At 62.2% G+C, this 23,136-nt stretch carries 23 protein-coding genes and 1 other RNA gene; 11 read left to right on the forward strand and 13 right to left on the reverse strand.

Features of this window, described 5'->3' with window-relative positions; genetic code table 11:
* Positions 1-26 precede the first annotated feature (26 nt).
* Positions 27-1,430, reverse strand: coding sequence for a sodium-dependent transporter (locus KDW96_RS08435; protein ID WP_255839974.1), 1,404 nt, complete (start codon positions 1,428-1,430; stop codon positions 27-29).
* 169 nt (positions 1,431-1,599) lie between these two features.
* Here KDW96_RS08435 and smpB point away from each other — a divergent pair, with 169 nt between their 5' ends.
* On the forward strand, positions 1,600-2,082 hold the full coding sequence (smpB, locus tag KDW96_RS08440) for an SsrA-binding protein SmpB (RefSeq protein ID WP_255839975.1): 483 nt from the start codon (positions 1,600-1,602) through the stop codon (positions 2,080-2,082).
* A 25-nt stretch (positions 2,083-2,107) separates the two neighbouring features.
* Here smpB and KDW96_RS08445 read toward each other — a convergent pair whose 3' ends face one another.
* The gene (locus KDW96_RS08445) at positions 2,108-2,887 is read right to left on the reverse strand and encodes an FCD domain-containing protein (protein WP_255839976.1); all 780 of its coding nucleotides are present in this window, start codon (positions 2,885-2,887) and stop codon (positions 2,108-2,110) included.
* Positions 2,888-3,210: 323 nt separating this feature from the next.
* On the opposite strand from KDW96_RS08445, the gene KDW96_RS08450 reads away from it, so the two are divergent.
* The 6 genes from KDW96_RS08450 (at position 3,211) to KDW96_RS08475 (ending at position 11,188) form a co-directional block, all read left to right on the forward strand.
* Positions 3,211-4,905 carry an L-lactate permease gene (locus tag KDW96_RS08450; RefSeq protein ID WP_255839977.1) on the forward strand — a complete coding sequence of 565 codons (1,695 nt, stop codon included), beginning with the start codon at positions 3,211-3,213 and terminating at the stop codon, positions 4,903-4,905.
* A 121-nt stretch (positions 4,906-5,026) separates the two neighbouring features.
* The gene (locus tag KDW96_RS08455) at positions 5,027-5,860 is read left to right on the forward strand and encodes a (Fe-S)-binding protein (protein WP_255839978.1); all 834 of its coding nucleotides are present in this window, start codon (positions 5,027-5,029) and stop codon (positions 5,858-5,860) included.
* Positions 5,860-7,320 (forward strand): LutB/LldF family L-lactate oxidation iron-sulfur protein, encoded by a 1,461-nt coding sequence (locus KDW96_RS08460; protein WP_255839979.1) that lies wholly within the window; start codon positions 5,860-5,862, stop codon positions 7,318-7,320. The genes KDW96_RS08455 and KDW96_RS08460 overlap by 1 nt, the downstream gene beginning before the upstream one ends.
* A complete protein-coding gene (locus tag KDW96_RS08465; protein WP_255839980.1) occupies positions 7,320-7,991 on the forward strand; it encodes a LutC/YkgG family protein in 672 nt (223 codons plus the stop codon). The genes KDW96_RS08460 and KDW96_RS08465 overlap by 1 nt, the downstream gene beginning before the upstream one ends.
* On the forward strand, positions 7,988-10,795 hold the full coding sequence (locus tag KDW96_RS08470; RefSeq protein ID WP_255839981.1) for an FAD-binding and (Fe-S)-binding domain-containing protein: 2,808 nt from the start codon (positions 7,988-7,990) through the stop codon (positions 10,793-10,795). Before KDW96_RS08465 ends, KDW96_RS08470 begins: the two co-directional genes overlap by 4 nt.
* 147 nt (positions 10,796-10,942) lie before the next feature.
* Complete coding sequence (locus KDW96_RS08475) at positions 10,943-11,188, forward strand: PA2433 domain-containing protein (RefSeq protein ID WP_255839982.1); 246 nt, start codon at positions 10,943-10,945, stop codon at positions 11,186-11,188.
* Between the two features lie 20 nt (positions 11,189-11,208).
* On the opposite strand, the gene KDW96_RS08480 is transcribed toward KDW96_RS08475, so the two are convergent.
* Positions 11,209-14,124, reverse strand: a complete 2,916-nt coding sequence (locus KDW96_RS08480) for a hybrid sensor histidine kinase/response regulator (RefSeq protein WP_255839983.1) — start codon at positions 14,122-14,124, stop codon at positions 11,209-11,211.
* Between the two features lie 147 nt (positions 14,125-14,271).
* On the opposite strand from KDW96_RS08480, the gene ssrA reads away from it, so the two are divergent.
* Positions 14,272-14,629: a transfer-messenger RNA gene (ssrA, locus tag KDW96_RS08485) on the forward strand.
* Positions 14,630-14,953: 324 nt separating this feature from the next.
* Positions 14,954-15,253, forward strand: a complete 300-nt coding sequence (locus KDW96_RS08490) for an HNH endonuclease (RefSeq protein WP_255840497.1) — start codon at positions 14,954-14,956, stop codon at positions 15,251-15,253.
* Here the strand turns inward: KDW96_RS08490 and KDW96_RS08495 are convergent.
* From KDW96_RS08495 to KDW96_RS08520, 6 genes are all read right to left on the reverse strand, one after another.
* Positions 15,237-16,238, reverse strand: a complete 1,002-nt coding sequence (locus tag KDW96_RS08495; RefSeq protein ID WP_255839984.1) for a phage integrase — start codon at positions 16,236-16,238, stop codon at positions 15,237-15,239. The two genes, KDW96_RS08490 and KDW96_RS08495, sit on opposite strands and share 17 nt — an antisense overlap.
* The gene (locus KDW96_RS08500; protein ID WP_255839985.1) at positions 16,238-17,515 is read right to left on the reverse strand and encodes a phage replication initiation factor; all 1,278 of its coding nucleotides are present in this window, start codon (positions 17,513-17,515) and stop codon (positions 16,238-16,240) included. The genes KDW96_RS08495 and KDW96_RS08500 overlap by 1 nt, the downstream gene beginning before the upstream one ends.
* Positions 17,516-17,971: 456 nt before the next feature.
* Entirely contained in the window at positions 17,972-18,361 is a 390-nt protein-coding gene (locus KDW96_RS08505) for a hypothetical protein (protein ID WP_255839986.1), read from the reverse strand.
* On the reverse strand, positions 18,354-18,569 hold the full coding sequence (locus tag KDW96_RS08510) for a hypothetical protein (RefSeq protein WP_255839987.1): 216 nt from the start codon (positions 18,567-18,569) through the stop codon (positions 18,354-18,356). Before KDW96_RS08510 ends, KDW96_RS08505 begins: the two co-directional genes overlap by 8 nt.
* Entirely contained in the window at positions 18,566-18,730 is a 165-nt protein-coding gene (locus tag KDW96_RS08515) for an Arc family DNA-binding protein (RefSeq protein WP_255839988.1), read from the reverse strand. The genes KDW96_RS08510 and KDW96_RS08515 overlap by 4 nt, the downstream gene beginning before the upstream one ends.
* Positions 18,727-18,951, reverse strand: coding sequence for a helix-turn-helix domain-containing protein (locus KDW96_RS08520; RefSeq protein ID WP_255839989.1), 225 nt, complete (start codon positions 18,949-18,951; stop codon positions 18,727-18,729). The genes KDW96_RS08515 and KDW96_RS08520 overlap by 4 nt, the downstream gene beginning before the upstream one ends.
* Positions 18,952-19,090: 139 nt before the next feature.
* Between KDW96_RS08520 and KDW96_RS08525 the strand changes: the two genes are divergently transcribed.
* Both KDW96_RS08525 and KDW96_RS08530 read left to right on the forward strand, forming a co-directional pair.
* The gene (locus tag KDW96_RS08525; protein ID WP_255839990.1) at positions 19,091-19,360 is read left to right on the forward strand and encodes an RNA-dependent RNA polymerase family protein; all 270 of its coding nucleotides are present in this window, start codon (positions 19,091-19,093) and stop codon (positions 19,358-19,360) included.
* Positions 19,361-19,417: 57 nt separating this feature from the next.
* A complete protein-coding gene (locus KDW96_RS08530) occupies positions 19,418-19,978 on the forward strand; it encodes a hypothetical protein (protein ID WP_255839991.1) in 561 nt (186 codons plus the stop codon).
* A gap of 94 nt (positions 19,979-20,072) precedes the next feature.
* On the opposite strand, the gene KDW96_RS08535 is transcribed toward KDW96_RS08530, so the two are convergent.
* From KDW96_RS08535 to KDW96_RS08550, 4 genes are all read right to left on the reverse strand, one after another.
* The gene (locus KDW96_RS08535) at positions 20,073-21,083 is read right to left on the reverse strand and encodes a DUF2971 domain-containing protein (protein WP_255839992.1); all 1,011 of its coding nucleotides are present in this window, start codon (positions 21,081-21,083) and stop codon (positions 20,073-20,075) included.
* A gap of 82 nt (positions 21,084-21,165) precedes the next feature.
* Complete coding sequence (locus KDW96_RS08540) at positions 21,166-21,864, reverse strand: hypothetical protein (protein ID WP_255839993.1); 699 nt, start codon at positions 21,862-21,864, stop codon at positions 21,166-21,168.
* Between the two features lie 73 nt (positions 21,865-21,937).
* Positions 21,938-22,498: a YfbU family protein gene (locus KDW96_RS08545; protein ID WP_255839994.1), complete on the reverse strand. Its 561-nt coding sequence runs from the start codon at positions 22,496-22,498 to the stop codon at positions 21,938-21,940.
* 9 nt (positions 22,499-22,507) lie between these two features.
* Positions 22,508-23,017, reverse strand: coding sequence for a hypothetical protein (locus tag KDW96_RS08550; protein WP_255839995.1), 510 nt, complete (start codon positions 23,015-23,017; stop codon positions 22,508-22,510).
* Positions 23,018-23,136 lie beyond the last annotated feature (119 nt).

Consider the following 23,136-nt stretch of genomic DNA (forward strand, 5'->3'; position numbering starts at 1 on the left):
GACTTCACTCATCAACTTGCTTGCCCTCATTTGCTCAACTCGGCGATGAACACCACCAGCACGCCGATCGGGGCGACCACGCGAATCAGCCAGAGCGCCAGATTGAAAAGCAGCGGGCTCTTGATCGCCAACTCCTCGCGGACCGCGTCGCGGCTCAGTACCCAGCCGGCGAACAGGGCGAAACTCAGGCCGCCAAGCGGCAGGAGAATGCGACTGGTCAGGTAGTCGATGCTGTCGAAGAAGGTCTTGCCGCCCTCGGCGCCCCACTGGAACAGGCGGAAGCCATCCTCGGCAAACACGAAGAACTTGGCCTCGGCGCCGACATTGAACGACAGCACCGTGCCCATGCCGACCACCCAGCACAGCAGCGCCAGCAGCGCGGTCACCTGAGCCCGACTGCGCCCGCTGCGCTCGACGAAGTAGGCCACCGCCGGCTCGAGCATGGAAATCGACGAACTCCAGGCCGCCACCGCCACCAGCACGAAGAACACCAGACCCATCAGTTGGCCGAAGGCGATGTTGCCGAAGGCGATCGGCAGGGTCACGAACATCAGCCCGGGGCCGGCGCCCGGCTCCAGGCCGGCGGCGAACACGATGGGAAACAGCGCCAGGCCGGCGGTCAGCGCGACCAGGGTATCGAGCAGACCGACCGCCATCACCGTTGCGCCGATGGAGGCATGCTTCGGCATATAGGCACCGTAGACCATGATCGAGCCGACGCCCACGCTGAGGGTGAAGAAGGCGTGGCCCATGGCGGCGAGAATGCCGCCCTGCACCTTGCTCGGGTCGAAATGGAAGAGGAAGTCGAAGCCCTCCATGAAGTGCCCGGTGGTCAGGCTGTAGCCAAGCAGCACCAGCAGCAGGACGAACAGCAGGGGCATCATGACGCGCAGGCTGCGCTCCAGGCCGGCCACCACACCACGGGCGATGACCAGGCCGGTGAGGACCATAAACAGCGTGTGCCAGAGCGTCAGGCGCCAGGGATCGCTGGTAAGCCCCCCGAACGCGGCACCGGCACCGTCGCCACTGATCCCGGCGAAATCGCCGCCGGCCATGCCGAGGATATAGTCCAGGGACCAGCCGGCCACCACGCTATAGAAGGAAAGAATCAGCAGCGCGGCGATCATGCCCATGACCGCGGCCAGCGACCAGCCGCGGGAGTGCCCCGCCTCGATGGCCAGGCTCTTCATGGCATTGACCGGGCTCTGCCGCCCGCGACGCCCGATCAGGGTCTCGGCCAGCATGATCGGCACCCCGACCAGGGCGATGCAGATCAGGTACATGACGACGAAGGCACCGCCGCCATAGACCCCGGTCATGTAGGGAAACTTCCAGATATTGCCCAGGCCCACGGCCGAGCCGGTCGCCGCGAGAATGAAGACCCAGCGACTGGCCCAGGCGCCGTGAATCGAGACTTTGTCGTTCGCCATGTGCGACTCGCCCGCTCTGATTGGAAAAAAGATCGGGCATTGTCGGGGATTCACCGAGGCGGCTCAAGCGCGGCCAAGCTCGAGCCTCGCCCAAGCCGATGAATATCCGTGATTTTGCCCTGCGCCGCGCATGGCGTCCGCGCGGACGACTCCCTATAATGCGCGCCCTATGGCTAAGCAAAAGAAACACCCACAAGGCACCATCGCGCAGAACAAGAAGGCGCTGCACGACTATTTCGTCGACCAGAAATTCGAGGCGGGCCTGGCCCTGGCCGGCTGGGAAGTGAAGAGCCTGCGCGCCGGCAAGGCCCAGTTGGTCGACAGCTACGTGCTGCTCAAGGACGACGAAGCCTGGCTGATGGGCTGCCACATCACCCCGCTGAAGACCGCCAGCACCCACGTGATCGCCGACCCGACGCGCACGCGCAAGCTGCTGCTCAACAAGCGTGAACTGGACAAGCTGTTCGGCTCGGTGCAGCAGAAGGGCTACACCTGCGTGGCCCTGTCGCTCTACTGGAAGCAGCACCTGGTCAAGTGCGAGATCGCCCTGGCCAAGGGCAAGAAGGACTTCGACAAGCGCCACACCGAGAAAGAACGCGACGCCGACCGCGAAGTGCAGCGCGCCATGCGCACCAAGGGCAAGGACGAATAAGGGCGGGAGCGACGCTCCCGCCGCATCATTCGTCTTTCGCGCGCGGACTGCGCCGCTGCGCCCGCGCCATGCGCTGCACCTCCTGCCGCACCTCGGAGAGCACCTCCTGGACATAGTCGATATGCCGGTTGGACAGTTCCCTCGCCTCTTCCGCCCGCCCGTCCATGATGGCCTCGAACAACGCCCGGTGCTGCGCGATCAGCATGTCGCGGGTCTCGCTGCGCTGGGCGTACATGCCGCCGATATTGGTCACCACGTTGCGCTTGAGCAGGTCGAACAGGCCGCGGATGGTATGCAGCAGCACCGCATTGTGGCTGGCCTCGGCGATGGCCAGGTGGAAGCGCGCATCGGCAGCCCCCTCCTCGCTGCGGGTCACCTTGCCGCTGCGGCTGTAGCAGTCCTGCAGGGCGGCGAAGGCCTCGCTCAGGCGCTCACGATCCAGCTCGGTGGCGCGCAAGGCGGCGTAGTAGGCGCAGGACCCCTCCAGGGTGTGGCGAAACTCCAGTAGATCGCGCTGCGCCTCCGGATTGCTCTCCAGCAGGTGCAGCAACGGATCGCTGAAGGTCGAGCCGAGGGAATCGGCCACGTAGTTGCCACCCCCCTGGCGGCTGACCAGCAAGCCCTTGGCCACCATCTTCTGGATCGCCTCGCGCAGCGAGGGCCGCGACACCCCGAAGCGCTCGGCCAGCACCCGCTCGGCCGGCAGCCGTTCGCCGGCCTTCAATGAGCCCTCCAGGATCAAGGTCTCCAGTTGTTCGACGATGTTGTCGGACAACCGACGCTGGCGCACCTGATCTACTTCCATCCCGCTCTCTCCACTGGTTTTACCACCTGCCCGACTCCCTAACGGCGCCCTTTCGGCAAGCCTATAGCGCACCATCCGAGGGCACAAGAGCGGGCCATTCGACCAAAGTCGCAGGCCCGTGATTTGACAGGTGCAGGCACAGGCTCTTAACCTAACCCGGCTACATTGTAAATTGGTATTACCAATTTACGCAAGGTGAGCCCAATAATTCCAAGACCCACGCAGAGGATTATCCCATGTCGTCCATGCCTGCCCAGCTCGCTGCAACGCTGCCCTCCTCGACTGTCACGCGCGCCCTGCGCCACTGCTAAGGAGGACATGCCATGTCATCCGGTCTGCTCGCCCTACTCGCCTTCTCCCCCATCCTGCTCGCCGCCCTGCTGTTGATCGGCCTGCGCTGGCCGGCCAAGCGCGCCATGCCGCTGGTCTACCTGCTGACCGCCGGTATCGCCTTGTTCGCCTGGGACATGAGCGTCAACCGCGTACTCGCCTCCACCCTGCAGGGCCTGGTGATCACCGCCGGCGTGCTGTGGATCATCTTCGGCGCCATCTTGCTGCTCAACACCCTCAAGCACTCCGGCGGCATCACCGCGATCCGCGCGGGCTTCGCCACCATCAGCCCGGATCGGCGCATCCAGGCGATCATCATCGCCTGGCTGTTCGGCTGCTTCATCGAAGGGGCCTCGGGCTTCGGCACGCCGGCGGCGATCGCCGCGCCCCTGCTGGTGGCCATCGGCTTCCCGGCCCTGGCGGCGGTGATGCTCGGCATGCTGGTGCAAAGCACCCCGGTGTCCTTCGGCGCGGTCGGTACGCCGATCATCATCGGCATCAACAGCGGCCTGGACAGCGCCGCCCTGGCGGCGCAACTCACTGCCCAGGGCTCCAGCTGGGAGCTGTTCCTGCAACTGATCACCAGCAACGTGGCGATCATCCACGCCCTGGTCGGCACCCTGATGCCGCTGATCATGGTGCTGATGCTGACGCGCTTCTTCGGCAAGGAGAAAAGCTGGAAAGCCGGCTTCGAGGTCCTGCCGTTCGCCGTCTTCGCCGGCCTGGCCTTCACCCTGCCCTACATGGCCACCGGCGTGCTGCTCGGCCCGGAGTTCCCCTCCCTGGCCGGCGGGCTGATCGGACTGGCGATCGTCACTAGCGCCGCCCGCGCCGGCTTCCTGGTGCCGAAGCACACCTGGGACTTCGCACCGGCCGAGGAGTGGCCGAGCGACTGGCTGGGCAGCGTGGAGATGAAACTCGACGAACTGACCGCCAAGCCGATGAGCAGCCTGCGCGCCTGGCTGCCTTATGTGCTGGTCGGCGCCCTGCTGGTGATCAGCCGGGTCTTTCCCGAGGTCGGCGGCGCCCTCAAGTCGGTGCTGCTGGTGTTCCCCGACATCCTCGGCGAGACCGGGATCAAGGCCGACTTCATGCCGCTCTACCTGCCCGGCGGCATTCTGGTGGCGGTGGTGCTGGCGACCTTCTTCCTGCACGGCATGAAGCTGCGTGAACTGGGCGCCGCCATCGGCGACTCGAGCAAGGTGCTGCTCGGTGCCGGCTTCGTCCTGCTGTTCACCGTGCCGATGGTGCGCATCCTGATCAACTCGGGGATCAACGCCGCCGACCTGCCGAGCATGCCCATCGCCATGGCCCGCTACGTGGCCGACAGCGTCGGCGGCGTCTACCCGCTGCTGGCCCCGAGCGTCGGCGCCCTGGGCGCCTTCATCGCCGGCTCGAACACCGTCAGCAACATGATGCTCAGCCAGTTCCAGTACGGCGTGGCCCACAGCCTGGGGATCTCCGGGGCGCTGATCGTCGCGGTGCAGGCCATCGGCGCGGCCGCCGGCAACATGGTGGCGATCCACAACGTGGTGGCCGCCTCCGCCACCGTGGGCCTGCTCGGCCGGGAGGGCACCACCCTGCGCAAGACCGTCTGGCCTACCCTGTATTACGTGCTGTTCACCGGGCTGATCGCCCTCGCCGCGATCTACCTGCTGGGCATCAGCGACCCGCTGGTCGCGCGCTGAATCGACTGAAGTCCGCGCCCCGCGTCCCGGGGCACGGCCGCATCCACCACCGCCTGCGCCCCGCTGCCATCTCGATGCAGCGGGCGCGGCAAACCACCGGGATTACCCGGAGGGCCACGTCATGAGTCAGCTGTTCCACAACGCCGCCCCCAATGCCACCCGCGTCGCGCCGCCCCTGCCGCAACCGCGCCAGTACCCGGCGCACAAGCCCGACCAGGTCTACCTGTTCGGCACCTGCGTGGTCGACCTGTTCTTCCCGGGCGCCGGGATGGACGCGATCCGCCTGCTCGAGCGCGAGGGCATTCGCGTGCACTTCCCCCAGGACCAGGGCTGCTGCGGCCAGCCGGCCTATACCTCCGGCTACACCGGGGAGGCGCGCGAGGTCGCCCGCAGGCAGCTCGCGCTGTTCGCCGAGGACTGGCCGGTGGTGGTGCCTTCGGGCTCCTGCGCCGGCATGCTGCGCGAGCACTATGCCGAGCTGTTCAAGGACGAACCCGAACTGCACGCCCGCCTCAAGGCGCTGGCCGAGCGCACCTATGAGCTGGCCGAGTTCCTGCTGCATGTGTGCAAGGTGCAGCTGCAGGACCAGGGCCCGCAGACCCAGGTCGCCCTGCACACCTCCTGCAGCGCCCGGCGGGAGATGAACACTCATCTGCACGGCCGCGCCCTGCTGGCGCAACTGGCCCAGGTGGAGCGAGTCGAGCATGACCACGAGAGCGAGTGCTGTGGTTTCGGCGGCACCTTCAGCGTGCGCATGCCGGACATTTCCGGGGCGATGGTCGCCGACAAGACCCGCGCGCTGCAGGCGTGCGGCGCCGCGCAGGTGGTCAGTGCCGATTGCGGCTGCCTGATGAATATCAACGGCGCCCTGGAGAAGCAGCGCGCGGCATTGCGCGGCCAGCACCTGGCCAGCTTCCTCTGGCAACGCACCCAGCCCCGCGCGAGGACCGAGTGATGAACGCCGAACAACGCATTCCCGCCGTGCAGTTGAGTGACGAAGCCGCGACGCCGGGCTTCAAACAGCGCGCCCATGACGCCCTCGGCGACCCCCAGCTGCGCAAGAATTTCCGCACCGCCATGGACTCGCTGATGGCCAAGCGCGCCAGTGCCTTCAGCGACGCCGACGAACGCGAGCGGCTGCGCGCCCTGGGCAACCAGATCCGCGCCCGCGCACTCTCCAAGCTGCCCGAGTTGCTCGAGCGGCTGGAACGGAACCTGATCCGCAACGGTGTGAAAGTGCACTGGGCGGAAACGGTGGACGAGGCCAACGCCATCGTCCTGGAGATCGCCCGCGCTCACGAGGCGCGACAAGTGATCAAGGGCAAATCGATGGTCAGCGAAGAGATGGAGATGAACCACTTTCTCGCCGGCCGTGGCATTGAATGCCTGGAATCGGACATGGGCGAGTACATCGTCCAGCTCGACCACGAGAAGCCTTCCCATATCATCATGCCGGCAATCCACAAGAATGCCGGTCAGGTCGCGTCCTTGTTCCACGACAAACTCGGCGTGGAGTACACCAAGGACGTCGACCAACTCATTCAGATCGGCCGCCGCACCCTGCGCCGAAAATTCTTCGAGGCCGACATCGGCGTCTCCGGGGTCAACTTCGCCGTGGCCGAGACCGGCACCCTGCTGCTGGTGGAAAACGAAGGCAACGGCCGCATGAGCACCACGGTGCCCAAGGTGCACATCGCCGTGACCGGTATCGAGAAGGTGGTGGAGAACCTGCGCGACACCGTGCCGCTGCTCTCGCTGCTGACCCGCTCGGCCCTGGGCCAGCCGATCACCACCTACGTCAACATGATCTCCGGCCCGCGCAAGGCCGACGAGCTGGATGGCCCCGAGGAAGTGCACCTGGTGCTGCTGGACAACGGCCGTAGCCAGGCCTTCGCCGACAGCGAGCTGCGCCAGACCCTCAACTGCATCCGCTGCGGCGCCTGCATGAACCATTGCCCGGTCTACACCCGGGTCGGCGGCCACAGTTACGGCGAGGTCTACCCCGGCCCCATCGGCGCGATCATCACCCCGCATTTGGTCGGCCTGGGCAAGGTACCGGAGCATCCCAGCGCCTCGTCGCTGTGCGGCGCCTGCGGCGAAGTCTGCCCGGTGAAGATCCCGATTCCCTCGCTGCTGCGCCGCCTGCGCGAGGAGAACGTGAAGAGCCCCGACGCCCCGCACAAGGTCATGCGCGGCCAGGGCAGCAAGTATTCGCCGGGCGAGCGCCTGGCCTGGAAAGCCTGGCGCACCCTCTATACCAAGCCGCTGCTGTATCGCCTGTTCAGCTACCTGGCCACCCGCCTGGGCGGCCTGACCCCGAGCAAGCTCGGCCCCTGGACCGAGCACCATGTGGCGCCGGTACCGGCCACGCGCTCGCTGCACGAGCTGGCCAAACAGCACCTGGAGGGCAACTGATGTCTGCCAAAGCGAATATCCTCGCCAAGCTGCAGCGCAGCCTGGAAGGCACCACGCCGATCGCCGACGACTTCGACGAGGCCCTGGTGACCCAGCCCTGGAGCTACCCGGCCGAGCAGCGCATCCCGCGCCTGCGCCAGCTGATGGAAGCGGTGCACACCGAGACCCACCTGACCCGCCAGGCCGAGTGGCCGGCGCTGGTCGAACGCCTGCTGATCGAGCGCGACATCGCCAGCCTGCTGATCGCCCCGAGCACCGCCCACGGCGAACAGTTCAGCAAGCACTGCCAGCGGGCGTCCAGCACCCTCGCGCTCAAGGCCTACGACCGGCCCATCGAGCAGTGGAAAGCCGAGCTGTTCGACGACACCCCGGCCAGCCTGACCGGCACCCTCGGCGCCATTGCCTCCACCGGCAGCCTGATCCTCTGGCCGACGCCCGAGGAGCCGCGGCTGATGAGCCTGGTACCGCCACTGCACATCGCCCTGCTCAAGGCCAGCCAGGTGAGCGACAACCTCTACCAGGTCCAGCAGGAGAGGGGCTGGGCCGCCGGCATGCCGACCAACGCGCTGCTGGTATCCGGGCCGTCGAAGACCGCCGACATCGAGCAGGTGCTGGCCTACGGCGCCCATGGGCCGAAGGACCTGGTCGTGCTGATCCTGGAGGATGCATGAGCCTGCCGGCCGCCTTCCTGCAGGCCGTCGAACGCCTGATTCCGCGCCAGCGACGCTTCGACGATCCGCTGTCGACCCTGGCCTTCGGCACCGACGCCAGCTTCTATCGGCTGGTGCCGAAGCTGGTGCTGCGCGTCGAGTCGGAGGAGGAAGTGGTGCAAGTGTTGCGCCTGGCCAGCGCCGAGCGCGTGCCGGTGACCTTCCGCGCCGCCGGCACCAGCCTGTCCGGCCAGGCCATCAGCGACTCGGTGCTGATCGTCCTGGGAGATCACTGGGACGGCCGCCAGGTCCGCAATCAGGGCGCGCAGATTCGCCTGCAGCCCGGCGTCATCGGCGCCCAGGCCAACGTCAGCCTGGCGCCCTGGCAACGCAAGATCGGCCCGGACCCGGCCTCGATCAACGCGTGCAAGATCGGCGGCATCGTCGCCAACAACGCCAGCGGCATGTGCTGCGGCACCGCCCAGAACAGCTACCACACCCTGGCCGGCATGCGCCTGGTGCTGGCCGACGGCAGCGTGCTGGACACCGAGGACGCGGCCAGCGTGGCCGCCTTCCAGGCCAGTCACGGCGAACTGCTCGAGCAGTTGACCGAGCTCGCTCGGCAGACCCGGGCCAACCCCGAACTGGCCGCGCGCATCCGCCACAAGTACCGGCTGAAGAACACCACGGGGCTGTCGCTCAACGCCCTGGTCGACTTCGACCAACCGCTGGACATCCTCAGCCACCTGCTGGTCGGTTCCGAAGGCACCCTGGGCTTCATCAGCGCGGTGACCTACCACACCGTCCCCGACCACCCGCACAAGGCCAGTGCCCTGCTGGTGTTCCCCGACGTGGCGAGCTGCTGCCGCGCGGTGGCCGTGCTCAAGCAGCAGCCGGTATCGGCGGTGGAGCTGCTGGACCGGCGCAGCCTGCGCTCGGTGGAGAACAAGGCGGGCATGCCCGAGTGGGTCAAGGCGCTGTCGGCCGGCGCCTGCGCCCTGCTGATCGAGTCCCGCGCCGCCAGCCAGGGCCTGCTGCACGAGCAGCTGACGCAGGTCATGGACGCGCTGGTCGGCTTCCCCCTGGAGAAGCGGGTCGACTTCAGCGAGGACCCGGCCGTCTACGACCAGCTGTGGAGGATCCGCAAGGACACCTTCCCCGCGGTCGGCGCGGTACGCCAGACCGGCACCACGGTGATCATCGAGGACGTCACCTTCCCCGTGGAACTGCTGGCCGAGGGCGTCAACCGCCTGCTGAAGCTGTTCGACAGGCATGGCTATGACGAGGCGATCATCTTCGGCCATGCCCTGGAGGGCAACCTGCACTTCGTCTTCACCCAGGGCTTCGACGCGCCCGAGCAGGTCGCGCGCTACCAGGCCTTCATGGATGAGGTGGCGCAGCTGGTGGCGGTGGAGTTCGGCGGCTCGCTCAAGGCCGAACACGGCACCGGTCGCAACATGGCGCCCTTCGTCGAGCTGGAGTGGGGCCGCGACGCCTACCAGCTGATGTGGCGGGTCAAGCGCCTGCTCGACCCCCGGGGCATCCTCAACCCGGACGTGGTGCTCAGCGAAGACCCGCAGATCCACCTCAAGCACCTCAAGCCCCTGCCGGCCGCCGACGCCATCGTCGACAAGTGCATCGAGTGCGGTTTCTGCGAGCCGGTCTGCCCGTCCAAGGAACTGACCCTGAGCCCGCGCCAGCGCATCGTCGTCTGGCGCGACATCCAGGCCAGGCAGCGGCGCGGTGAGGACACCCGGGCGCTGGAACGCGACTTCCAGTACCAGGGCCTCGACACCTGCGCCGCCACCGGACTGTGCGCCCAGCGCTGCCCGGTGGGGATCAATACCGGCGACCTGGTGCGCAAACTGCGCGCGCGCGACGCCACACACCAGGCCACGGCCGACTGGCTGGCCGGGCATTTCGCCAGCGCGCTCAAGGGGGCGCGCCTGACCCTGCGCGCCACCGACGGCGCGCGCCGGCTGCTCGGCGCGCCGCTGCTGGCCAGGGCCTCTGCCGGCCTGCGCAAGCTCTCGGGCCAGCGCTTGCCGCAGTGGAGCAGCGCCCTGCCCCAGGCCGCCCAGCCGACCCGCTTCAACCCGCCGGCCGGCGACTCACGGCCGCGGGTGGTGTACCTGGCCGCCTGCGTCTCGCGGGTCATGGGCCCGGCGTTCGCCGACCGGGAACAGATGCCGCTGATCGACAAGACCCGCGCCCTGCTGGAGAAGGCCGGCTTTCAGGTCATCTTCCCCGAGCAGCAGGACAACCTGTGCTGCGGCCAGCCCTTCGCCTCCAAGGGCTATGCCGAGCAGGCCGAGGCCAAGCGCGACGAGTTGATCGCCGCGCTGCTGAAAGCCAGCCGCGGCGGCCTGGACCCGGTCTACTGCGACACCAGCCCCTGCACCCTGCGCCTGCTGCAGGATGGCCTGGACGCGCGGCTGAAGCTGTACGACCCGGTAAAGTTCATCCGCGAGCAGCTGCTCGAGCGCCTGGAGTTCCACCCCCAGGAGCAGCCTGTGGCGGTGCATATCACCTGCAGCACCCAGCATCTGGGCGAGGCCGAGGGCCTGATCGAGATCGCCCGCCGCTGCGCCCGCGAGGTAATCGTTCCCGAAGGCATCCACTGCTGCGGTTTCGCCGGCGACAAGGGCTTCACCACCCCCGAGCTCAACGCCCATGCATTGCGCAGCCTGAAGGACGCGGTGCAGCATTGCAGCGAGGGCCTGTCCACCAGCCGTACCTGCGAGATTGGCCTGAGCCAGCACGCCGGCATCGACTACCACGGCCTGGTCTACCTGGTCGACCGGGTCACCCGGCCGAGAGCCTGAGCCGCATCCGTCATCGCGCACCGACAACAGAAGGCCCCGTCCCGCCGCCGCGGGGCTTTTCTGGTCGAGCGAAAGCAGACCAGCGGCCACTGGCCATCCACGGCGCTTCCTATACTGAATATCTTCCCCACCCGAAGGAGCCACACCATGCGCCGCCTAGCCGTTTGCCTCGCCGCTGCCCTGCTCAGTGCCCCGCTCTGGGCCGCACATTGCCCGGCGGATATGGCGAAGATCGATGCCATGCTGCAAAGCAACCCGCCTAGCGATCCAGCGGTGCTGGCGCAAGTGCAGACGCTCCGCGCCGAAGGCGAGGCGCTGCACAAGAGTGGTGATCACGGAAAATCCGTGGAAGTACTCGGCGAAGCGCTGGAACTGCTCGAGGCCAGCGAGTAATCGCCGTTGCTCGGCCAGGACTAGTCGCCCTGACCGAGCAGAGACATGGCCAGCTGGCGCACCTCGGCCAGTTCGAAGGGCTTGGCCAGGCAGGCCTGCGCCCCGCGCACTCGGGCCTCGTCGAACAACTGCTCATTGGCCGCCGCGCTGATCACCAGCACCGGCACCCCGCGCAGACGCGGATCGCTGCGCATGACATCCAGCACCTGCAAGCCATCGCCGTCCGGCAGATCCAGATCCAGTATCAACAGCGCCGGCGCCTCGGCAGTCAGGGCCGATAGCGCCTCCTGCACCGAGCCGACCCCACGAACCTTGGCGAAGTCACGCAGCGCCTCCTGGGCCACCTTCATGCTCGCCGGGTGATCCTCGACGCACAGCACATCGGCCTGACCCGCGGGAGCCGCCAGCTCGTTGCCGGCCCAGGCCGACGGGGTCGGCTCGGGCGCGGCGGCGCTAGGCAAGTCGATCCAGAACCGACTGCCGTGACCTGCGCTACTCTCGAAGCCCATTTCGCCGCCCATCAGGCTCGCCAACTCACGACAGAGGACCAGCCCGATGCCGGTACCGGGCGTACTCGAGTTCTCCCGACCCAGGCGCTGGAACGGCTGGAACAGCTGAGCCTGCTGCTCCTCTGTCAGCCCCGGTCCGTTGTCGTCTACCCACAGGCGCACGCCGCCCGGCCGCAGCTCATAGCCCATGCGGATCACGCCCTGCGGGCTGTTGTACTTGATGGCGTTGGACAGCAGGTTGAGCATCACCTGGCGCACCCGGCGCAAATCGGCCTGCACGTACAACGGCGCATCGGCCTCCGCCTGCACGTCCAGGCGCAGATGCCGCTGCTGCACCTCGGGCTGGATCAACTCGGCGCAGCTGGCGAGCAGCTCGCCGATGGCGACCGGTTGCAACTGCAACTGCTGACGACGGCTTTCGATGCTCGACAGGTCGAGGATGTCGTCGACCAGAGAGGTCAGATGGCGGCTGGCGTTGACGATCTCCCGCGCGTAGTCGGCCTCCTGCTGGGCATCGGGCTTCTCCTGCGCCTCCATCTCGATCAACTGGCCGAAGCCGTAGATCGCGTTCAGCGGCGTACGCAGCTCGTGGCTCATGCTGGAGAGGAAGCGGCTCTTGGCCTGGCTGGCCGCCTGGGCCTCCAGGCTGGCACGGCGCAGCTCCTCCTGGGCCTGCTTGAGGCGGGTGATGTCGACATGGGTGCCGGCAATGCGCAGCACATGGCCGGCGGCATCGCGCTCGAGCACCTTGCCCCGGCTGAGTAGCCAGGCGTACTCGCCACGCGCGTCGGCGTAACGGTATTCAGCCTCGAACTGGTCCTCGCCGCTGGCGAAGAATAGCTCGCGCAGGTGACGGATGCGCTCCAGGTCATTGGGATGCACGCGCTGGTTGAACTCGCCGATGCTCATGCGTTCCTGGGTCAGGCCGAAGCGCTTGAGGAAGCGCCCGCTCAGCTTGATGGTCGAGCTCGGCCAGTCCACCTCCCACAGACTCTCCGTGGTGCTTTCCAGCACCAGCTCGAGAATCCGCTGCGCCTCGCGGCGCTCGGTCTCGCTGGCCTGCAGTTGCTCGCCGGTGTGCTGCACCGCCTGCGCCATGGAGGTCAGCTCGGCGATCTGGCTGGTCGGCGCACTGGGATGGAAATCCCCCTGACCGATCCGTCGCATCATCCCGCTGATACCGGCAATCGGCTGCGCCAGTTGATCGCTCAATTGCCGCGAACGCATCCACATCCAGGCGAAGAACAGCAGATAGAACAGCGCCAGGCCGGCGATCAGCAGGTAGCCGATTTGCAGGTAACGCTCGGCCAGCCGGTTGGTTTCGCTGAAGATCTGCTCCTCGTCCACCACCAACAGCAGGCGCCAGCCGGTCTGCGGAATCTCGCTCCAGGCCACCAGGCGATTGCGCCCGCCCAGCTGCACCTCCTGCACATTGCCCTGGCCGTCTGCCATGGCCTGCAGCAGCGGCTGCATATCAGCGTACTTGTCCAGGCGGAAGTCTTCCGGCTTGAGCACCTCGCGGCGCACCGCCTCCGCATAGGAATACTCGGTCAGTTCGCGGAGACCGAAATCCCGCTCGCCGGCCTGGGGCAGCGCCATGATGTTGTGATCGCGGCTGACCAGCATGGCGTAACCCTGCCAGGGCACATCCAGCTCGCCGATCTCGGTGAGCATCTGGCCGACCGTGATATCCAGGCCCACCACCCCCTCGAGGAAGTCGCCGCGGTACACCGGGGCGACCGCCGACATCATCCAGCCCTGGCCGGCCGGATCGAGGTAGACATCGGTCCAGGCCACCTTGCGCTCCGGGTTGTGCCGGGCGTCGGCCAGATAGTAGAAGTTGTAGTCCGGTATCACCATGTCATGGGGATACTGCTCGGGCGTCATGAAGAACGGGTAGATGCGGTTGTAGCTGTCCCAACTGTTGAAATAGAGCGCCGCCACCAAGGGGTTGGCAGCGCGGATCGACTGCATCAGCGGGTCGACCTGCGACAGGCGCAAGGCCTTGTCCCGATCCTGGCGCCCGGGGGGCGTGCTGTTGGCATAGAAAGACGCCGCGCGGCCATCGTCGCTGCGCGTGTAGAACACCCCGCTGGGCGTGGAGGCATGGCGCTGCCGCTCCAGCGCATCGGGCTCGAAGGCGGTATTGCTCAGCGCCTGCAGCGACGCATCGCGGAAGATCTGCACCTGCGCCTCGACGGACCGCAGACGGCTATCGATCACCTGTCCCTCACGGGCTACGGCGGCCGACAGGTCGTCCAGCGCGCTTCGCTGCAGATAGTCGATCTGGGCATCGCGAATCGCGGCGTTACTCAACAAATAGACGGTAATCAGCACCGATTCGACCAGAACCAGCGGAATCAAAGCACTCTGCACAAAGGCGCGCCAGATCCACTGGCGCAGGGGATAACGCGACGTGCGCGGCATAGATAGGTCTCGTCCCAAAGACATGACAGCAACTCAGGGGGTAATCATAGCCGCACTCTGCCATCGGCGTCCGCGCAGAGATTGCCGGGTCGACGCCGATGAGCCGATGCCGTACACTTCGGGCGTAGCTTCACCCATGACAGTTTTGGGGCCGATTAGGATTCGACGCCGGTAGCAAAACTTGAGGGGCATGCCGAGCTGGTAGCAGAACTCGTAAATTCGCTGCTGCAAACTTATAGTTGCCAACGACGACAACTACGCTCTAGCCGCCTAAGTGCCGCTAGCTGACCCTAGGGGATGCCTGTAAACCCGAAGATTTGGTCAGTCATATAGAACAGGATCGCCGCCAAGTTCGCTGTAGACGTAACGGCTAAAACTCATACAGCTCGCTCAAAGCGCCCTGCCACTCGGGCCGCGATGAGTTAACTCAATAGAGATGGCTAAGCATGTAGAACCGATAGCGGAGAACTGGCGGACGGGGGTTCAAATCCCCCCGGCTCCACCAAATAAGCCCCTGAAAAGCCTAGTGTTTTTCAGGGGTTTTTCTTTGGGTGTCGAAAAAGTGTCGAGTAAGGTTACTGACCTGCAACCCCTCAAGGTCACTTGGCAACCGAAAATAAACACACTACCTTAGAGCTGCTGCCACCCTTATGGGGCAGTGTTGGGCCAGTTCGCGTGACGCGACTGGCACCGCTTCCGATTCAGTTACTGATCGGGCGGACTTCCTAAAACTGAATAGGAGGCCGCCATGGCTATCAGTCCCCTCCAAAAGCACCGCCAAACCGCCTACGACCGCCAGAATGGAGCATGCTGCTATTGCGGCTTTCAGATGTGGCGCGATTCCGCAGAGCAATTCGCCCAAGAGCACAGAATCTCCTTAGCCCAAGCTCGGCACTTTCAGTGCACGGCTGAGCACCTCGTTGCTCGCCAGGACGGCGGGAAGGATGCGAAAGGGAACATTGCCGCAGCATGCAAACGATGCAACCAACTGCGCCACCAACGTAGAAGCGCCCCCGCCCCCAACAGGTACCAAGAGCACGTCCAACGCAGGCTTAATCAAGGCGGCTGGCACGCTCTGCCTGCAAAGGCACGACTTATACGCAGCGAGGTGCCTAACCTACCGGTGTAGCCGCCGAAGAAAGCGGTCCAAGCCTGATGGCGTCCTGCAAATGGTCCGGAGCCAAATGCGCATAGCGCATAGTCATCGCCAAGCTGGAGTGGCCCAGGATTTTCTGCAGGGTGAGGATGTTGCCGCCGTTCTGGATGAAGTGGCTGGCGAAGGTATGGCGCAGCGCGTGAGCAGCCTGGCCTTTCGGGAGCTTGATGGTTGTGCGGGACAGGGCTCGGCGGAACGAGGTGATGGCCGAGTTGGGTTGGCCATGCTGCTTCCAGTGGCGAACGATCTTGGCCGCCAGCTCTGCCGAGATCGGCACCGAGCGCACCTTACCGCTCTTGGTCCCGCTGAAGGTGATCACACCATTACGCAGCCCGGTCGGTTTCAGCTTCTCAGCCTCTGACCAACGCGCCCCGGTCGCCAAGCAGATCAGTACGATGATCTCGACGTGCGGGTTATCGCAGCCCGAACGGATGGCTTGCAGCAACTCGGCAATCTGTTCCGTGGTCAGCCAGGACAGCTCACGTTCCTGGAGCTTCAACGGCTTCACCAGGGCCAGCGGGTTCGCGTAGCTGATGACCCCGAGGCCGCGCAGTTCGTTGTATACCGAACGCAGATAGCCCAACTCATTGTTCAGGGTCTTAGGCGAAACACCCTGCCCTAGCCTGACCCGGCGATCATGGGCGTAGGCCTGCGGGTCGAGCTTGGCGGCCCGAGGATTGCCGAGGCGCCGGGCCAGTTGATCCAGCTTGGAACGGCGGCGCTCACCATCGCGCAGCGAGTGGCCATGCAGATCGAACCATGAGCCGACAAGGTCAGTGAGCCGCCGGGCATCGGTTGGCCGAGGGGACCAATCCGCATCGACAATCACCTTGCTACGGCAGGTCGACTCGAAACGCTGGGCTTCACCCTTGGTCTTGAACGTCTTGCGAAAGCGCTTGCCCTTGATGGGCTCTACATCGACCTTCCAACGTCCATCCGGCAGTTGGTGGATCGCCATCAGACCGCACGCCCCCACCTCACCTGTCGTTCCTCGAGCAGGTCTTTGATGTGCCGGTATATGTCCCGCTCAGTCTTTTCCTTGGCCGCGTAGTGATCCCGTATAACGGGCCAACAGTCCCATTGTTTTAGGGTGGAGAACGCCTTTTTTGCGCCCACCCGCTCCCTTGCCAGTAGGCTTACGAAGTTTCCCAGGAACAGCTCCACGTTCTTGCCCGAGAAGCCCCGCGACGTCTTGTAGTAGCGCTTGTACTCGGTCTGATCGAGCAGGGAGTCCACCGGCAGATCGACCCGCACGTCATCGCGGATCAGGGTCCAGATCGCCTCGAAATGACCAGGGCGAGCCAGCAACTTGAACTGCCCCAGGCCATAGCGCCACAGGCCGTCCAGATGGCCCGAGAAGGCGGCAAACGAGCGAGTGTCGATGGCCTCACCCGTCCGCACGTCAATGGAGCCGCTGGCGAACTGCTGGATGATCGAGTGGTGATAGCGCAGCTCCACCCGCCACACGTCTTGCTCCGGGTCGTAGTTGTTGGGGTCGTCTGCGTCGAAGCTGTCGCGGCGCTTCCAGACGCTTTCCCAGTAGTCGAGCTTGTCGGTGGCGCGGGCCTGTTCGGTCTTGTTGTAGATGGCCAGCTGCACGCCACCGGCCGAACCGAACATGGACGTTTCCCCGCGGCCGTAGACGCTCGACTTGGTGGCCCAGCTGACCTCACTGATGCCCGAAATATCGCGGTGCGTGCGGGCCTTGCAGTGCATGCGGGCGACCAGATCGGCGGGCGGCGTCCAGCCCTGCAGGTCCAACGCCAGATGAACCGCGCACTGGTTGATTTCCAGGTGGCTCAACACGGCGTCGGCGTAGTGGTCCAGGTGCTCTTGCAGACGCTCCGGCGACAGGGCGTCGATGGCGTGGGGTGACACCTCAATTTTCAGGTGCGGGCCGATGTTGTCGAGCTTGGCGTTGAAGTTCTTGATCAGCAGGATCAGCCCAAGGTCGGCGTTTTGCAGCTTGTACTGGTAGCCCGAATCGCGCCCTACCCGTCCCGAGTGCCAGCGCTGGCCGGCAAAATCCACCATGACGCCCGGCGTTTCGAACAGCGCCATGACTTCCGGGCGGATTATGCCCCGGTACAGCTGACGCACCGTGTCGACGCCGCAGCGCAGCAGGCGGACTTTCGACAGGTCGGTGATCTTGGCGTTGCCGCGCTCAACGAACAGGCGGCCGGTTGGGCTTTCGAAGCCATCGAGGTTTAACCGAATCTGATCCTTAGCTTTCATTTTTCAGTTCTCCAACATTGACCAGTACTGGCCTGTTCATTTGGTATTTATCTGACGTGTTACAGGGACGTCAGCTGGCGGGGCGGCGCACCTGCGCGCTCGTGCCTCGCGCACACCTGTGCCGCCGCGCCCGCAGCTGACGCTTTCATCTATCCCGATGGCTGACTGCTGATTGCCCGGCGGCACGGCGACTACCCCGCTACTCCAGGGCGCGGCGAGAGTCAGAAGCAGAAGAAGCCCGAGCAGAACTGGGCGAGCATCCGGCAGGGCCGGAAGGTGCAGCAGGCGGGGACGATCAGCGAGGGAGGCAGGGGCTTGGCGCGGGCGCTGGGCCGAGGCGAAGCACACCAAGGGCTCTGCCCTTGTCATCCCGCTCTTGCCGCCGAGGGCTCGGGAGCGCGGGGCGGAAAAGCTGCCCCTTGCTCCCATGGATAGGCTGTTCATGGCCGTGGTGCGTCAAGGGTGCGCTGCGCCCGTGCTTCCGTTCGCCGGAACGATGGAGCTGTTCCGACGAGCCGGGAGCGCGGCCCTTGACCCAGCCTGGTTAGGACGGGCGATACGGCCCAGTACGTTGCCGGAACCGTGCCGGTCGCGGTACCGCATCGCCCGAATGGTTCGGATGGTGTTGAAGAAGATCTCGGTCGGAAAATCGGTGCTGTCGTTGAAGGGAACAGTTAGGAAATAGCCATCCTCGTAAACACCTTCGACGGGCAACACCACGCCAACGATGTGCTTGAAACGCCAGATAGCTTCCGGGTCACCGTCCCACACCAACTCCACAAGGACGGCTTGGCCGATGTAGCCAAGAGCAGTGGCTGCATCCAGGGCCACACATTGGCTAGACATGGCTGTAGTCCCCCTCTTTGAAGGTGGTCTTGCCCTTGAGCAGGTCTTCTCGCAGGCGGGCCAGGTTGACCATGCGGAAGTCGGCCAGCTTGAGGCTGGGGATCGTTCCGTTATCCACCCAGCCAATCGCCTCCTCGACCGATATGCCGCTCATTTCGGCGAAGGTGATGACGCTACAGAGGTCCAGGCTCTCATCTGTCTTACTCACAGTGTTTCCTCCTTCCTTGAGTTTTCATTGGCGAAGCTAGCTTCAAGACGAATGACTATTTCGGCATTCATGGAGCGACGAGCAGCCCTAGCGGCCCGCTCAATCTCGGCGCGAAGCGGTAGTGGCACACGCAACCTGAGTTGGGGGTCCGTCCTGCTCATAGCGACCACTCCTGCTCCACAAGCTGATGAGTGAGCAACGCGACGTTGACCATCACGTGTCTGCCGACCTTGTGAGAAGGGATGTAGCCGTTACGAATCCAGCCCCACACCGTGTTGTGGTCATTTCCCATGCGAATCCAGTCAGCGAACTCGCGCCAGGGAAGGACGGGCGGCGCTAGCAGTAGGGCTTTGGCAGAGAGGTGGCTTTCTTCCAAGTCCATTGGCTTTCCTGCACTATGTTGGTCTCTGTTAAGACCTTGAGCACCAGCTCAGGTCAATAATTACTTCAGGTCAATTATTGCCTTTTCACCCTACGGTGCGTCAATAGTTACCTTCTCTAGAAGGTTTTCTTTTTTCTATATGGAAAGCTCGGCAGATAGAGCCAGGTTATTGATCAAGCAACTCGGCCCTAAAAAGCTCAGTCAACTGAGCGACACCGACTACAGTCGATGGCTCAACGTGAGTAAGGGAGCTGTTCGGGTCAGCACTGAGGAAATCGACGTGCTCGTGAGTGCCTTTCCGCAGTACGCGCTTTGGCTGGCAAGCGGAAAGATCATTCCGGAGAAGGGCCAAACCAGCCCCGAATACGACGAGGCCAACCGAAACTTGACCGGTCAACACGCGGGATAGCGATCACAAAGGAAGTGACTAGGCGCTGGTACGCCCGAGGGACAAGGGAGAGACAACGTGAAGGCTGATTGGAACGACGCCCCCGACTACATACGGACAAATCCCCGCAGACGTAATGCCACGGCATGGTTCATCCCAGGAATCATCGGCACATGCGTCACGCTGGCCATGCTCCACGCAGCAGGCTCGGCTTTCCTGAAAGGCACAGTGCAGAACCTGGCCGACAAGAACACCCATTCCAGGCCAGCCCCGGTCGCCGAGATAACTCGGCCAGAACCAGCAGCGAGCAAGGACTGGGACAGAATTGTCGAAGAACAGGCAAGGCGCGACCAGCAAGCTCAAGCCAGCCCAGCCCCCGGCCAAGCCAAAATAGCGAACGCCCCACCCAAGCAAACCGTATTCAACGATAACAACTACATCCCGCGTGGCGCCGACAACGTAGTCCGCGTCACTGCGCCGCCTAGCCCTATCGAACAGCCAAAGCCAGCCGCAAAGATGAAGGTAAGCGTCATAAAGCAAACACCGAGCATGAAGGATCGCGCCTGCTGGCCCTACAAAGAAGGCAGCATAGAGCGCCGAAACTGTAGATTAAGTATCGGTTTAAATCACAGAGACTAAGTGACAACCTATCTAACGCTATGCTAAACCACGAGCGTTAGCGAGTCCGGTGGAGGATATGCATTCTGTGGCCGCAACGAATTAAACTGGCTTGTTATGCATAAAGCACATGCCTTCTAATTTCCTGTAAGCTGTAAAAGACATTCCTAGGAAGACCATCACTTCTATCGTAGGTGACGTAGAAAACCGGATTCTCCGGGGTGCCCTTTGAGCCACTCAGGTATGCATCCCTAACTCTTTCACAGTAGGGTTCACGTCGAGCCATTTCAATTGCGACACTCAATTCTTTTTGAAATGGCTTGGTTTTCTCATCAAGATAAGGTATTCCATCATCTACGGGAGCTAATCGCTCTCTATAAGGGGCCGCGTTCGGAAACTCGTCATCTATTGCAATCGCCTCAAGATTATATGACTCAGAGACCAGTTGCATCTGATAATAGCTTATACCTCGCCCACGTAGTAATCGCATCGCTAAGCGAATTAGCCTGTAGCTACATCGAGCGCCAAAATATATAGCTCGCAATGCACGAAAATCATATTCCTTTAGGCCTGGGTTACCCACACAGACTCTAATCTCTTCTTCGTAGTTCCAGCGCCTAGATTTTGTCGCGACTAGTTTTTGTAGAAGCTTCCCCTGACTTTTTTGAGAGGCCATAAGCTCAACCATCGAGAGAGTAGGAGGACGCAGACTGTAATCGACGCTTAATATCTCTTCAGCCTCAAGCTTGTAGTCCAAAAGATTTTCTAGATCGAACTCTACACAAAACCCTTGGTGAGAATTTGCGTAGTGCGCCCAAAGGAGTTCATCAGTCGCACTCTTACTTAGAGAATATATTCCAATGCCTCTCGTGAATTTAACGAATTCACCCAAGGCGTCTTCAAGTTTAGAACTGGCCTTTTTTCCTTGATCTAACTTACCCCCTGCTGCCCAACCCAAAACCAAACCACCAATTTCAAATGAATTGCGATCAATAACCACAACAGATTCGAAAGGATCGTTAAGCGAGGCAAACGGTGCTGCATATAGCTCATTTCTCGAAAGCGAGCGTAGATCTCTCTTAACTGTGGCCCAGTCACCACCGCGGTACTTAAATACTGAAGTCATTTATGCATAACGTTTGGTTAAGGGGCGGGCTTTAGCCGGTCCCGAGTGAGCGAAGCGAACGACTTGAACCACTTGTTGGGTATCAACGCACCGCCTCCAGGGCAGCCACCAATTCTGGTGCAACGTCTCTAACAAACTGAACCTGATTTTCCGAAACATCTTCTCCGTGAATTGCTGCAGAGCAAACGGAATACACTTCCCGTATGGCATGTGCGAGATTAGGTGAAATTACTTCAGACCTTACCAGTAATCGTAGGTAAGCGATAACTGACGCATACCGTTCCCGAGGATCATTGATGTTTTCTTCGTAGATTCGGCGTAACTGAAGTTCTAAGTTGTAGCGGACGCCAAACAGAAAGTGCGCTGCTTCGGATACAGATAGGTTGCCAGATGTTGTGGAAGTAGCGGCGCTTCCGGCTTCTCTCAACGCTTGAGACACAGCTGCCCGCACCTCTTCCCTTAAACCGGGAAGTTCTTCCTCAGAGGGTGGTTGCGGAAAAATTAGTTGTGGGCTAAAAGAGTTTCTGACGTCCACGGAGTTTCTAACCGATGCTACTTCGCGCTTGATTTCCTCAATCTCATTCTTGAGATGAATACCTAGCATGTTCACTTCCGCAACTAGCGGAAGCATCCATAAGCAGATAAATACGAGAAAAACGACTACGTCCGCAAACTGGGCGTGCCCTGCGTGAATGTTATCGAGACGAAAAATCAAAAACGCAAGCGTGCCGATTAGGGCGATTCCCCACCACACCAATTTGAGCCAATTTGGAAATTTCACATTGATACCAAACGTTTGGTTAAGGGGCGGCCTTTAGCCCGTCCCAGTGAGCGTAGCGACCAGTATGAAGTTGTTAGGCTTTTCCCTGTCTTTCAGGATGGACTAACTCTTTCAGAATGCTGACAAGACTTTGCGCGGAGAGTGACTGATAGTGCTGCTCTTTAATGATTGGCTCATACATAGAAAGCATTCGGCTGTACGCTTCAACCATAGGGCAGTGCGAGTTAAAGTACCTTTCTTTGAACTCTGAAAACCTATCTAACTCATTAACGAGGAAAGAGGCTGTCCCCATATATTCTGCTTCATTGTTTCCATCGAAGCCCCGAAACTTTGGGTCTTTTCCAAAAGGAGCTGCCCCTGCCTCTACAAAAGCCTTTTCATCATCTGTAAGTTCGCCGTAACTTCTTTCGATAAAGCTCCACATGTCAAGTATACTCAACACTTCCTTTACGATTTCAGGTGTGTCTTGTTCATCGAATGGGATGCCGGCGTACTTCCATGGAATACTCCATGTATTATTGCTGAAAATTGCGGATCTTATGAAGTCGGGTTCGATCTCCCCTCTAACTTCCAGCTTCTCGTATAGCTCACTCAGCATCAAAATTATTAGTTTCTCGCCGTCTGTGATTTTCATTCTAATTCCTTAATTCCCGGTTGCGATGGTTTCTTTCTTCTCGTCCGCCAGGCTCTTGGCAATAGGGAGAAAACTATTGATCTTGTGATAAATTCGAGTGCCAATCTCTTTCTTTTCGTGTTGTTGTGCTGCGTCAGCTAGAGATCTTATATCGTCACTGAGGTCGCTGCATAATTTTAATGCATGATTCTTGAATAGCTCAGAGTAATGCGTGCTATGCTCATTTATCAGCCTGCAATACTCTTCAACATCTTTTGCAATACCGCTGCAGTCAATGCCAGTTAATAAACTTAGGCTGGAAGATGGGCCTACCCTTGAAACGATACTAAGGATTCTTTTTGTCTCAGTGTGTATTTGAGATAGTTCGACCATTTCCCTGCGGGTTACAAGTTCACTTCTTACTCTTTCGGCTCTTGATGCAGACTTTGATGCTTTGCGGGCCTCAATAAATGCCCATACGGCACCACCAATGGACGCAAGGGAACCTACTATTGATATCCATGTTTCTGTAGTGCCCACTATTATGGATTCCTTATGAGCCTAACTAATAATTAGGCGACATTGCTGTCGCATAACACCCTTCCAGGTGTCTGATAACGCTCCGCGTCACGCGCTAAGCTTTTGATTTTCATGCTGCC

This window comes from Pseudomonas benzenivorans, assembly GCF_024397895.1.
In the GTDB taxonomy this organism is placed as follows: Bacteria; Pseudomonadota; Gammaproteobacteria; order Pseudomonadales; family Pseudomonadaceae; genus Aquipseudomonas; species Aquipseudomonas benzenivorans_A.

Excerpts from the sequence above, each read along its gene's own strand:
- KDW96_RS08460 (WP_255839979.1), top strand. The coding sequence starts at position 5,860 with ATGAACGCCGAACAACGCATTCCCGCCGTGCAGTTGAGTGACGAAGCC.
- KDW96_RS08465 (WP_255839980.1), top strand. The coding sequence starts at position 7,320 with ATGTCTGCCAAAGCGAATATCCTCGCCAAGCTGCAGCGCAGCCTGGAA.
- KDW96_RS08495 (WP_255839984.1), bottom strand. The coding sequence starts at position 16,238 with ATGGCGATCCACCAACTGCCGGATGGACGTTGGAAGGTCGATGTAGAG.
- KDW96_RS08470 (WP_255839981.1), top strand. The coding sequence starts at position 7,988 with ATGAGCCTGCCGGCCGCCTTCCTGCAGGCCGTCGAACGCCTGATTCCG.
- smpB (WP_255839975.1), top strand. The coding sequence starts at position 1,600 with ATGGCTAAGCAAAAGAAACACCCACAAGGCACCATCGCGCAGAACAAG.
- KDW96_RS08545 (WP_255839994.1), bottom strand. The coding sequence starts at position 22,498 with ATGAAAATCACAGACGGCGAGAAACTAATAATTTTGATGCTGAGTGAG.
- KDW96_RS08480 (WP_255839983.1), bottom strand. The coding sequence starts at position 14,124 with ATGCCGCGCACGTCGCGTTATCCCCTGCGCCAGTGGATCTGGCGCGCC.
- KDW96_RS08525 (WP_255839990.1), top strand. The coding sequence starts at position 19,091 with ATGGAAAGCTCGGCAGATAGAGCCAGGTTATTGATCAAGCAACTCGGC.
- KDW96_RS08515 (WP_255839988.1), bottom strand. The coding sequence starts at position 18,730 with ATGAGCAGGACGGACCCCCAACTCAGGTTGCGTGTGCCACTACCGCTT.
- KDW96_RS08505 (WP_255839986.1), bottom strand. The coding sequence starts at position 18,361 with ATGTCTAGCCAATGTGTGGCCCTGGATGCAGCCACTGCTCTTGGCTAC.
- KDW96_RS08535 (WP_255839992.1), bottom strand. The coding sequence starts at position 21,083 with ATGACTTCAGTATTTAAGTACCGCGGTGGTGACTGGGCCACAGTTAAG.
- KDW96_RS08520 (WP_255839989.1), bottom strand. The coding sequence starts at position 18,951 with ATGGACTTGGAAGAAAGCCACCTCTCTGCCAAAGCCCTACTGCTAGCG.
- KDW96_RS08500 (WP_255839985.1), bottom strand. The coding sequence starts at position 17,515 with ATGAAAGCTAAGGATCAGATTCGGTTAAACCTCGATGGCTTCGAAAGC.
- KDW96_RS08490 (WP_255840497.1), top strand. The coding sequence starts at position 14,954 with ATGTGGCGCGATTCCGCAGAGCAATTCGCCCAAGAGCACAGAATCTCC.
- KDW96_RS08435 (WP_255839974.1), bottom strand. The coding sequence starts at position 1,430 with ATGGCGAACGACAAAGTCTCGATTCACGGCGCCTGGGCCAGTCGCTGG.
- KDW96_RS08450 (WP_255839977.1), top strand. The coding sequence starts at position 3,211 with ATGTCATCCGGTCTGCTCGCCCTACTCGCCTTCTCCCCCATCCTGCTC.
- KDW96_RS08475 (WP_255839982.1), top strand. The coding sequence starts at position 10,943 with ATGCGCCGCCTAGCCGTTTGCCTCGCCGCTGCCCTGCTCAGTGCCCCG.
- KDW96_RS08445 (WP_255839976.1), bottom strand. The coding sequence starts at position 2,887 with ATGGAAGTAGATCAGGTGCGCCAGCGTCGGTTGTCCGACAACATCGTC.
- KDW96_RS08455 (WP_255839978.1), top strand. The coding sequence starts at position 5,027 with ATGAGTCAGCTGTTCCACAACGCCGCCCCCAATGCCACCCGCGTCGCG.